The organism is Psychrosphaera sp. (assembly GCF_982872775.1).
The window spans coordinates 61,919-73,368 of record NZ_CEYNSH010000013.1; the positions used below are offsets into that span (position 1 = coordinate 61,919).

General features: G+C 40.8%; 6 protein-coding genes and 1 pseudogene. 4 read left to right on the plus strand and 3 right to left on the minus strand.

Annotation, left to right across the window (positions count from 1 at the left end; all coding sequences use genetic code 11):
• From AC4E96_RS05870 to AC4E96_RS05880, 3 genes are all read right to left on the minus strand, one after another.
• A partial coding sequence (locus tag AC4E96_RS05870; RefSeq protein WP_490255177.1) for a hypothetical protein occupies positions 1-3,431 on the minus strand: 3,431 nt, incomplete at its 3' end.
• Positions 3,432-3,609: 178 nt separating this feature from the next.
• The gene (locus AC4E96_RS05875) at positions 3,610-4,557 is read right to left on the minus strand and encodes a hypothetical protein (RefSeq protein WP_488034186.1); all 948 of its coding nucleotides are present in this window, start codon (positions 4,555-4,557) and stop codon (positions 3,610-3,612) included.
• Complete coding sequence (locus AC4E96_RS05880; RefSeq protein ID WP_488034187.1) at positions 4,554-5,459, minus strand: PhnD/SsuA/transferrin family substrate-binding protein; 906 nt, start codon at positions 5,457-5,459, stop codon at positions 4,554-4,556. The genes AC4E96_RS05875 and AC4E96_RS05880 overlap by 4 nt, the downstream gene beginning before the upstream one ends.
• Positions 5,460-5,714: 255 nt before the next feature.
• Here AC4E96_RS05880 and AC4E96_RS05885 point away from each other — a divergent pair, with 255 nt between their 5' ends.
• From AC4E96_RS05885 to AC4E96_RS05900, 4 genes and pseudogenes are all read left to right on the plus strand, one after another.
• Complete coding sequence (locus AC4E96_RS05885) at positions 5,715-6,554, plus strand: S1/P1 nuclease (protein ID WP_488034188.1); 840 nt, start codon at positions 5,715-5,717, stop codon at positions 6,552-6,554.
• A 69-nt stretch (positions 6,555-6,623) separates the two neighbouring features.
• Positions 6,624-9,776 carry a TonB-dependent receptor gene (locus AC4E96_RS05890; protein ID WP_490255178.1) on the plus strand — a complete coding sequence of 1,051 codons (3,153 nt, stop codon included), beginning with the start codon at positions 6,624-6,626 and terminating at the stop codon, positions 9,774-9,776.
• Positions 9,777-9,865: 89 nt separating this feature from the next.
• Positions 9,866-11,215 (plus strand): alkaline phosphatase, encoded by a 1,350-nt coding sequence (locus AC4E96_RS05895; protein ID WP_490255179.1) that lies wholly within the window; start codon positions 9,866-9,868, stop codon positions 11,213-11,215.
• Between the two features lie 15 nt (positions 11,216-11,230).
• Positions 11,231-11,450, plus strand: a pseudogene (locus AC4E96_RS05900) (uridine kinase); the annotation flags it as partial.

Here is an 11,450-nt window from a genome sequence, read left to right on the forward strand (position 1 = left end):
ACTGGTGTCCATGTCCAAGTTTGACCAGCAAACTCGTAGTTTTCACCAGCTTCAGCACCCGCAAAGCTTTCATAGTCACATTCCGATACTTCGTCAGTGCGAGGGAATGAACATAAACCAGCCAAGTCAATAAGGCCATCATCGTTTAAATCAGATGCGTAAAAACCACCTTGCCAAATTGTATTATTAAAATTCACTTCGGCTAATTCACCGGTAGTTTCTTCTACAAAATAGCCACTGATATAAGTGAGATTTCTGTCGATTTCAGCACGAACACCTGACTCATATTCCCAGCCTTGACCCGTATAGTCGTAACTATTGTTCCAGTCGATCACATTCCCATTGTCATCATACCAATCCCAAACACCGTCTACCTCTTGCCAGTAAAACTTAACACCTGAGCTAGCGTCAGTGTAAAAGTCAGGAGATTCAACGAGAACCTCGCCGTTTGAAACTGGGTTTAATGGGTCTGCGCCAATTTCGGTTAAAGTATATTGGCCTGTACCGTCATTTTGATAAACCCAACGGTCCGCGTAAAGAACGCCATTACTCGCTTTAACGTGATCTGGTACTCGTACATAGTTCACAGCCGCTGAGTCTGAGAAATCAACAAAGTATTGATGATCTGTCGTCGCGTCACCCTCAGCCTTAGTAACTGCATATGCTTTTATTGTGCTTTTATCTTCTTGATAAATTGCATACCAGTTAGGATCATTAAACCAATGACGTTTAATTGCGTGAGTCAAATCGCGTGTTACTTCAAAATCATCTTGGTATTCCCAAACTACACTGCTATCAGATGCGTCTGTCGGGTTACTCGTTACATTGTTCCAATCAACCTCATGTGAATCAGACAACTTGAATTCAGTTCTGAACTTAGCTGCAGATTGTGTTGAATATTCAACTTTCACATTAAGTGGATAACCCATAGTAGCTAAATCAATGCTCTGCTCTTGTTGGAACTCACCTTGTGCATATTTACCAATGTTACCGTCTGTTACATTGTCCAACGCGCCAATAAAGGTGTTGTACCATCCTTCTGCTGGAACCGTGGTCCAATCCCAAACTAAGCTAGAACCACCCGAAATCAACTGGAAGCCTTCAATGTCCGTTGCATCTTCTGAGAGAGTAATACGATAAGGAGTTGCTTCTGCCAGAGGGTCTGTCGTTATATTTCGTTGACCGGTATTTGGATCAATACTTTCTAAGTCGGTATCAAAAATCATGTGCATAGTGCGGTTTAACCATAATTTCATAGTTAGTGGCACTTCTGTTGTCACTTCAGTACCAGCTTCATCTATTGTTACAGACTCTACTTTTGTACCAGCTTCAATAGACTCATGATTCATGTATTTAGAAAACTCAATACTTGCCGTATTTAAGTTCTCTTGATTAGTGAAGTATTTGACCACTTTAGGGGTATTACCGGTAAAGATATCACCCGCTTGACCACCACGAAGCACAGTCATGTCTTCAATACGACCAGAGTCGTTCAGCACTGACGCTGTTGCAGTGATATTTAAGAATTCATCTTCTGACAAACCTTGTTTCATTGCAATTAGGCTTATACGTCCAGAAACTGACTGGCTTGAAGATTTATCAAATCCAGTAAAGACTAAATCATCACCAGATACTTTCCAGTTATAGATTTCGTAACGCTGAACCCAATCTTCATCCTCTAGAATGTCCACACGTTTTCCATCTGCTAAACGAACTGCACGGATAACTGAACGGCCCCCTCTAACAGGGTCCTCCTGATCTTCAATGTAATAAGCAAAGCCTTTAGCGATTTGAATATCTCGGAAACCGTTGTCAAAATAAGTCCAAAAGTCCCCAAATTCATCACCAATGATAAACTCTACGTAGGTCGCTTCACTATAAGGCAACATACGCTTAAGTTTAGCTACGTATAACCAAGAGCTTGTCGTTTCAAGATATCGCTCTTCGACAAACAGGCCGTACATAGAACCATCATCACCCAGGATGACTCGCCTTGGCGCTATGTTCCAATCGTTATCAGAGAACAAAGCTGTATCAAGTTCTAAAATATAACGACCTGCACCATCAACTACAGGTTGAACGAACTGGATACCTTTCTGCGAATAGTAACCTTCAGAATAAATAAGTGTATTGCCATCGTCTTTTGCAAAGAAGAAGTCACCCCATGGTATGGAATCTTCCAGCTCAAAAGTTTCAGGGCTATCACCAGACACATTCTTAACAAGACGTAACGATGTTCCACCATTACCAAGAATGTCACTAGCAACATACGTAACGGTATCGTTTGGCAATGACATAAATGACGTTAGATAAAGGTTATCTGGAGTCAGGTATTTGCCTTCCCCCTCTGTACTAACTTTTCTAAGTCGTTTCGTAACACTGTTTGTTCCAGGTGCTGTTACATAGTCGACGTTCACCCAGTCAACATCACCATTTTCGTTAGTTTGTGGATCAAACTCGATTTCTTGAGCGATGAATAATACATTGCCATTTTCATCAATTTGGAGAGGTTTACGTTTTTGGTCACTCATACTCTTACGATAAGATTCGTCAATTGATGTAGCCAGCATATTTTTCTCGACACATGACCAATCGCCTGTCGCAACATCAACTTTAAAGATGCCACACTCACCAGCGGCATACATAAACCTCGCACTGTAATATATGTCATAGTCGTCAACCGCAAAAAACAACCAATCTTTATACTCTACCGTTTCTTCAGACAGCGCGTCGTTTTCATCAGCAGGAGTAACAACCTTCTCTTGCCAAACGACAGAATAAGAAATTTTTACGTCGTAATCTGAGTCTACGGCAAATTGCAAGTCACCATTTTCATCGATGATGAATAAATTGGAAGATGAAGATTCAGCTGCCTGCGCCGCAGCTTCTTTTGTCATGCCGCTAGCCATCAAGTCTGCAAACTTTGACTTTTTAGAAACTTTTGAAGAATCGTCGTGGAAAACAAAGGTGTTAAGCTTACGACCATTGCTCATCGCTTCAACTTTACCAGAGAAGCCAGAGTCATCAGCTTTTGTCGCAGGCTTCTCTGTTGTAACAACCGTTACCGCACCTGAAAGGTTAAATTTGACTGAACCTGTGTTTCCGTTCGAGCCACCATTTCCAGAAGTAGGCTCTGCAGCGCATTCACCCTCTGAATTAAGATTAGCAATGCTGGCATCATTTGGTGCACAGTCAGCATTGTCGCCGACACCGTCACCATCTGAGTCTTTTTGCTCATTCGGGTCATTAGGAAAGTCATCTTGGTTGTCTGGCGTGCCGTCGTTGTCTGAGTCCGGTTGCGTGGTGCCTGTGCCACCACCATTTCCGCCGTTGCCGCCATTTCCACCGGAGTCACCTCCGCCGCCGCCACAGGCAGTTAGTGTCAAAGCACTTGAGACCGCCAGTAGTTGAAGTAAAGATTTGATATTCATATAAGCTCCTTTATCAATCTTTATTTAATGTAAGGAGCGTAGAATTTATTTGATTTATTATCATCCACGTCTCCCTGTGTACTGTCCAATATAAAATCTTACCAATAATATAAACAAAAACCCCAATAGCAAAGTTTCTATTGAGGTTATTTTGAAAATGTTTTGTTACTTTTTGTAATTATTTGCCAGTTATTTCTATAACCTCTTGTTTTAACTTAGTTAAGCAAAAGCTATGAACTTTAGAGCGGGATCCCTCACCAATTGCTTTTGGTGGGACTAATATCTCTTTGGCCAAAATGTCAGACTCGAGAACGTCTTCTAGTCCGGCTCTAATTTCACTTAACGTCTTATCTAAATTATTCTCAAAGTTAGGCCTTTTACGAATCGTATGACCTAACTCTATGAGGCGATAGAAATATTTTTGCGCCAACAACAAAAACTCTTCAGGTAACGGCTTATTTGAGCTTAATTTGCAGTCTGGGTTCGCTAAACAATAGTCGACGAGTGCGCTATAGAAACAAAGCGGTTTATTAGAAAGTTCAGTTGTTTTGTTTGTTTTAGGGTTAACCAACACTTTGTTCTTGAGATCGATTGTTAATAACAATGGGCTGTTTATGATTTCATCAGGAACAATCGTTATTGCGGCCTTGGCATTTTGTCTTAGATAAATCACCGCAGCAAATCCCGCCGCCAACAATAAATTAAGAAAAGTAAAACCATGCCAATCCAACCCTTCATTGGCCTCAAACACAACGTATACGTCTTGGCCAACTGTGGTCAGCACTTCATAGAACTCATTGTCATTGGGTTGGTAATTAGTGATTTGCTTAACACTGTAGGGCCAACCTTGAGCGGCCATTGACTTGTTTAGTCCAGTAACATAAGCGTGAACTTCTTCCTGATTGCCTACTTCATTAATCCAATCTCTATCGAGGGGTATGGTCGGTAAGTCCAAAGCGACTCGTTTAACGACTTGAGTTTTCACTTTTTCCAGATACTTCTCATGAACCTTCATAACACTAAAGGAATAAACTATATGAAGGACAAACAGGCTAATAAAAAAGCCTGATAGTACTTTTAATGTCTTTTTGTCGACGACTTCTTTTAATTCGTTTAACCGATTCATTGTATCCCTCTAGCACTATACTGAGTCGTTAACTCATCGTCGGAGCAATACGCAGCCGGGACTAGTTGCAGGCTTTTGTAATAACTTGAAGACTGCTGAGATGCAAACTCGGCTAAAAACTGTCTCGCTGCACAGAACAAATCATCGTTTTGCCTAGCAAGCTTCAAGTACCAAGCTGTACCAGAAACGCTATCAGCAATGCTGACTGCATAGTTTTTTGAAAACTGTTTCGCGTCTTCTTCTTTCCAAAACGACGCAATGATATCGACCTTACCAGAAATTAACAGCTCTCTTAATTCACCGTGAGAGCTCGCATAAACTATATCCATTTTAGACAGCGACAAACCGAGCTGAGTCAATAATTTTTTAGGTAAAATGTGGCCACTTCTACTCGTCGGATAAACAACTAATCCAATGGTTTTATCTAGTAGATATTCTTTTGTTAGTTGGGGCTTTTCGGTAAGAGCGATAAGATAAGATTGATAGTTTGGGTAAAAGGCGACTTTTCGGTATCCGTGAGTAAGTTCTGCTTTCAGCGCTGACATAATATTTTCTTTAACTAACGCTAAGTCCGCTTTACCGTTTCCTAACATACTAATTGTATTCGCATCGCTTACGCCCCAAAATGAGGATACGGTACCGAACTGTCGATTAACGACATCATTCTTGCAAACAATACTATTAAGCAACCTCGAATTGGTTTCACCGCCACTATATATAACAAACGAGCGAACATTGCTTTGCGATAATGTCTGACATTCTGTAGTAGGGTCAATAACCGGTGGCAAAGCAACCACTTCCGTTTCTTCGTGAAGTTGACCCAATCCCCAAACAAAAATGCAAAGCAACATCAATAATGTCACCAACCAACTGTTGTGCAGTTTTGCAAAAAACACGTGCATTATAAAAAATCTCCTAAGCCACATCTTAATGCGGATAATTTATTCTATCTTTATTTACTTATTGTTTTAAGTAATTTTACTTATTAATTATAAACCACTGTTTTTAAACAAATATTAATATGTAATTATGAATCCCCACAATTACTTCCTGCGTTGTGAAATCTATGGATAATACGCATCGTTCCTAGATGGTAGTCCAAATTAATTGCCTCCCATCAATACAAATAACGACAAACGAATGTTGGAAATTAAATAATGAAGCTTTATAAGTCTCCGCTGATTGGTCTCATAATATCCATTTTGCTTTTGACGGTCTCAACCAATGTAAACGCATATGGCCAAAATGGTCATCGCGTTGTAGGTCAAATTGCGGAATGGCACCTAACGCCAACGACAAAAAGAGCGGTTCTGGGTTTACTCAGCGGAGACTTATTGCCTGAAGTAACAACTTGGGCAGACGAAATGCGTTCTTCGCCAGATAAAGCATGGCGCAAACGTGGCAAATGGCATTATATCAGCCTGAACACGATGGACGATTTTAAACCTGACAATTATGACGGTGAAGTTAAAGACATTTACACCGCCATCCGCAAGTCGATCGACGTTCTTCGCACTCCTGATGCCTCCTCTCAACAAAAAGAGTTTTACCTCCGCTTTCTTACGCACCTAATTGGTGATTTACATATGCCTTTGCACGTAGGTCGTGCAGAAGACAAAGGCGGCAACACTATTAAAGTAAAATTCTTTGGCCGTGACATGAACCTTCACTCATTGTGGGATACGCACTTGATTGAAAACCAAAATTTATCATTTACCGAATTTGCAAAATTCATTAACACAAATGAAACAAAAGAAGTGTCTAATATGCTCAGCACACAAATCCGCGATTGGGTTGGCGAGTCTTTTGAACTTCGCCATGATGTGTACGATATTAAAGACGGTGACTTTAGTTATAACTATGTCTACCAGCACATGCCAACCGCAAAAGGCCAATTATTAAAAGCCGGTGTGCGTCTTGCAGGGGTTTTGAACGCGATTTTCGATCCGCAAGCAAAAGCGGGTTTTAACGCGGTTGAATTACCTAAAAAGATTTAAAAATAATTACAATAATTTAAACAACTTTAACAATTTAAATTTAACTTAAAAAACAACCAGGAAAAGACAATGAAAAATGTCATCAAACGCAGCGCACTATGCTTAGCAATTACTGCAGCATTAGGCGTAGCAAACGTTCAAGCTGCAGAAACTTCTACAGCGGTTCGTGGTAAGATTGAAACTGTTGCAGGCCAATCGGTTACTGACGCAAAAATCACGCTTATTCACTTACCTTCAGGTACTGTTAAAGAAGTTAACGTAAACGAGTCTGGCGAATACCGTGCACGTGGTTTACGTGTTGGTGGTCCATACAACATCATGATCACTTCTGACGGTTATGAAGCAAAAGTTTACGAAAACGTTTACCTTGAACTAAACGACACTCTTGACCTATCAGCTAAGCTTGCAACTAGCAGCAGCATGGAAAAGATTGTTGTTACAGGTTCTGCTGATTACTTTGCGAACTCAGGTTCTAGCTCTGTATTCACAGCTGATGACATTCGTAAAGCGGCAACAGTTAGCCGTGACTTAAAAGACATCGTTCGTGCTAACCCACTAGCGGTTGTTGATGCGTCTGGTACTCAATTATCAGTTGCTGGTTCAAACCCTAAATACAACTCACTAACTGTTGACGGTGTAGGCGTAAACGATACGTTTGGTCTAAACTCAAACGGTTACCCAGCTCAACGTCCACCTGTTTCTCTAAACGCAGTTGACCAAGTTAGCATCGAATATGCACCATTTAATGCTCGTGCATCTAAGTTCTCCGGTGGTGTTGTAAACGTAGTTACAAAATCTGGTACTAACGACTTCTCTGGTGGCGTATTCTTTGAAACTGTTCCATTTAACGGTGGCGTAACAGACGAAAAGAACTTCGACAGCTGGTCTCAAGAATACGAGACAGTTGAATACACAAAAGAAGACTTAGAAAACAATGAAACAACATTTGGTGCTCACTTAGGTGGCGCATTAATCCAAGACGAATTATTCTTCTTTGCTTCATACGAAGAGTGGGAAAAAGACGTAATCTCTACTTACAACCCACGTACCCTTGAAGGTCACAACGTTTCTACTCAAGAAGTACAACAAGTGCTAAATGCATTATCTGGTACTTATGGTATATCTGACGATTTCGGTTCAGCTCCTGCGCCAGATAGCGACAAAAAGCTTCTAGTTAAACTAGACTGGAACATTAGCGATGATCACCGTGCTGACTTAACAATCAGCTCACAAGAAAACGCTGCAGCTCGCAATTACACTGACAGCGATAGAACTGTTAACCTTGCATCAAACGCTTGGTCACAAGATTCTGATACGTTTATCGTTACTGGTCACGTTTTCTCTGACTGGAATGCTGACTTCTCAACTGAATTAAACATTGCTTATAAAGACTACGAGCAGGCATCAAACACTTCATCGAACCTTGGTGAAATTTCTGTACGTACTGGCGGTGGCAGCATAGTTGCAGGTCAGGACCAAAACCGTCACGGCAACGTTTTACGTAACGAAACATTATCATTTGGTTTCCACGGTCTTTACTTAGTTGACGATTACGAATACAAGTTTGGTTTAGAAATCGACAACGTAGAAAACTTCAACCTATATGCTCGTCACGCAGCAGGTACTTGGTCATTTGATTCAATTGAAGACTTTGAAAATAAAGCTCCAAGCTCGGTAAGCTATGATAATGCGTTTACCAACGACATGAATGACTTAGCTTACTCAGTTGATACGACACAGATCGCATTATATGGTGAAGTGAATACTGAATTGACTGACGATGTTGTTGTTACTGCAGGTGTTCGCTATGAGCGATTAACAGTTGATGGTAAGCCAACACTTAACCAAAACTACCTTGCTGAATATGGCGTAGACAACCAAGAAAATTTAGATGGTTTAGATATTTTCTTACCACGTATCGGTGTTGAGTGGACAGTAAACGACGACTTAACAGTTCGTGGTGGCGTCGGTCGCTTCGCTGGTGGTATGCCTCTAGTTTGGGTATCAAACGCATACACAAATGATGGTGTAACTCTAGTTGCAGCACCAAGTGATGCAAAGGAAAGAGCAATAAGTAATCCAAATAACGTAGTGTTTGATAGAGTACCTGGCGTACTTCAAAACTCTTTAGTTTCTGGAGACGGTAATACAAATACAATCGCAAAAGATTTCGAAGCCCCATCTGATTGGCGTTACCAAGTTTCAGCGGACTACACGTTCGATATCCCAGGAATTGGCGATAACTTCCAGTGGTTTACAGAATTTACTTATGTAGAACGTGAAAACTACCAATACTGGATTGACGAGGCACGTGTTGACAATGGCAAGCGTTTAGCTGATGGCGAACGTATTGTTTGGGACAACCGTTGGGACAATACTGACCGTTATGACCTACAAATGGTTAATATCGACGATGGTGGCACAAGCCGTATCTTCACAACAGCGTTAAACAAGAAGTTTGATAATGGCGTTAACCTAAATATGTCGTACACAAACCAAAACGTTGATGAAGTTAATCCTGGTACAAGTTCAACTGCAACTTCTAACTTCCAGTACGAAGTGACAACTAACCGTAACACTCCTGAAATGGGTCGTGCATACTACGAAGTTGAACATCGCTTTGTTCTTAACTTAGGTTATGACACAGAGTTCTTCGAAGGTTACGAAACATCATTCAACCTATTCTACGAGCGTAAGTCTGGCCGTCCATTCTCTTACACTCTAGGGTTCCATGAAGATCGTGATTTAGGTGACCAATCTCGCTTCTACAAAGCGGATACTTACCTTCCAAGACTTCCATCAGGTCCTAATGATGCGGCGTTTGACTTCTCACGTGTAAGCTACGAAGAAACATTAGCAGTAATGGAAGAAGCAGGCCTAACAGGTTATGCAGGTGGCGTAGTACCTAAGTACGTTGCTAACCAGCCTTGGCAGACTAACATGGACTTAGCAATCACTCAGGAGCTACCTGGTTTTACTGAAGGCCATAAAGGTGAGTTGTACTTCATCATTGACAACTTTGCGAACTTCTTAAACGAAGATTGGGGTAAAATCTACGACAAACGTTTCCCACAATCAATCTTGTTTGACTTTGAAACAAACGACCAAGGTCAATACCAACTGCGCAACCCATACGGTGGCAGAAACTTAAACAACTATGACGACTTCGATCCAGAGCGTTCTAGCTGGAGCATGAAAGTTGGTGTTCGTTACAGCTTCTAATTTAAATAGTTAGTAGTAAAAATAGATGCCTGCCTATTATAATAGGCGGGCATTTTTTCGTTTTACCAAGGTTAAAATAGGAGACCACCTTGAAAATACGTTCATCAAAGATATTAAGCACATGTGGCGCGTTCGCTTTATCATTATTATCAGCTTCCACATTTGCCCATCAACCAGCTAAAAACATCATCTTTATGATTGGAGATGGCATGGGCGTTGCTCAAACAACGGCCTATCGCTATTACGCTGATGACAAGTCGACAAAAGCAGTTGAAACAACTATTTTTGATGAATTATTAGTAGGCACTGCATCAACCTACCCAGATGACAATACGTACGTTACAGACTCTGCTGCGTCTGCTACCGCGTTAAGCTCAGGTATTAAATCTTACAATGGTGCGATTGGTGTTGATGCCAACAAGCAACCTGTAGAAACTTTGCTTGAACTTGCTAAAAAGCTCGGCAAAACCACAGCTATCGTTGCTTCTTCGCAAATAAACCATGCCACGCCAGCAAGCTTTATGGCTCACAATGAATCACGTAAAAACTACAATGCGATAGCTGATGCGTACGTTGACGAACGAATTAATGGAAAAATCAAAGCCGACCTGATGCTAGGCGGTGGTACAAAATATTTTAAACGAGAAGACAGAGACTTAATCGCAGAACTTAAAGCTGCAGGTTATAGTTATACCGATTCTATAAATAACCTAGATAAGATCAAGTCATTACCAGCTATTGGTCTTTTTGCACCAGTAGGACTGCCGTTTGCAGTTGACAACAAAGCCTTACCTAACCGTGTCGAAGCAATGACACAAACAGCACTAACGCTATTAGAAAAAGAAAATAACCCTAAGGGATTCTTTGCACTTATTGAAGGCAGCCAAATTGATTGGTGCTCTCATGCAAATGACATTGCCTGCACTATGGGTGAAATGAATGACTTCGCCAAAGCAATTGAATATGCGCACAAATTTACTCAAAAACATGGTGATACATTGCTAATCATCACCGCTGATCATTCAACTGGTGGTTTAAGTATTGGTTCTAATGGTACTTATGATTGGAAACCAGAAAAAGTAAAACAAATAAAAAGCTCTTTAGAAACCATTTTCAAATCTCTATTAAGTCTTGATAAATCAACAAATAAAGAACAAATAGCTGCTATTTGGAACGACCTTGTTGGCTTAGAGATTGATGAAAATCAGATCAATAATATAAAAGAAGCGCTGAATAGTCCGTTAAAACAAGCTAAAATGCAGAAAGTCGTCAAAAGTATCATTAACGATACGACCTTTACAGGCTGGACAACAAGCGGACACTCTGCCGAAGACGTACAAGTTTTTGCAAGTGGAGTAAACAAAGATATGTTTGTTGGCCAACAGGACAATACGGATATTGCCAAAAAGCTATTTTTACAATTACGTCCTAGCAAATAACGAGAGAATCGTCTTTTGAACACCACAATATTAGCAATTACCGGCGCATCTGCGTCGGGTAAAACATTATTAACCGCCACAATATTTGAAGAATTGGCGCAGGAACTCGGCCCAGATCAGATTTCATTTATTTCTGAAGATGCTTATTATCGCAATCAGGATCACTTGGAAATGGCGGTACGTGAAAAAACCAATTACGACCACCCTGATGCGTTTGAGCACGACCTTTTAATCA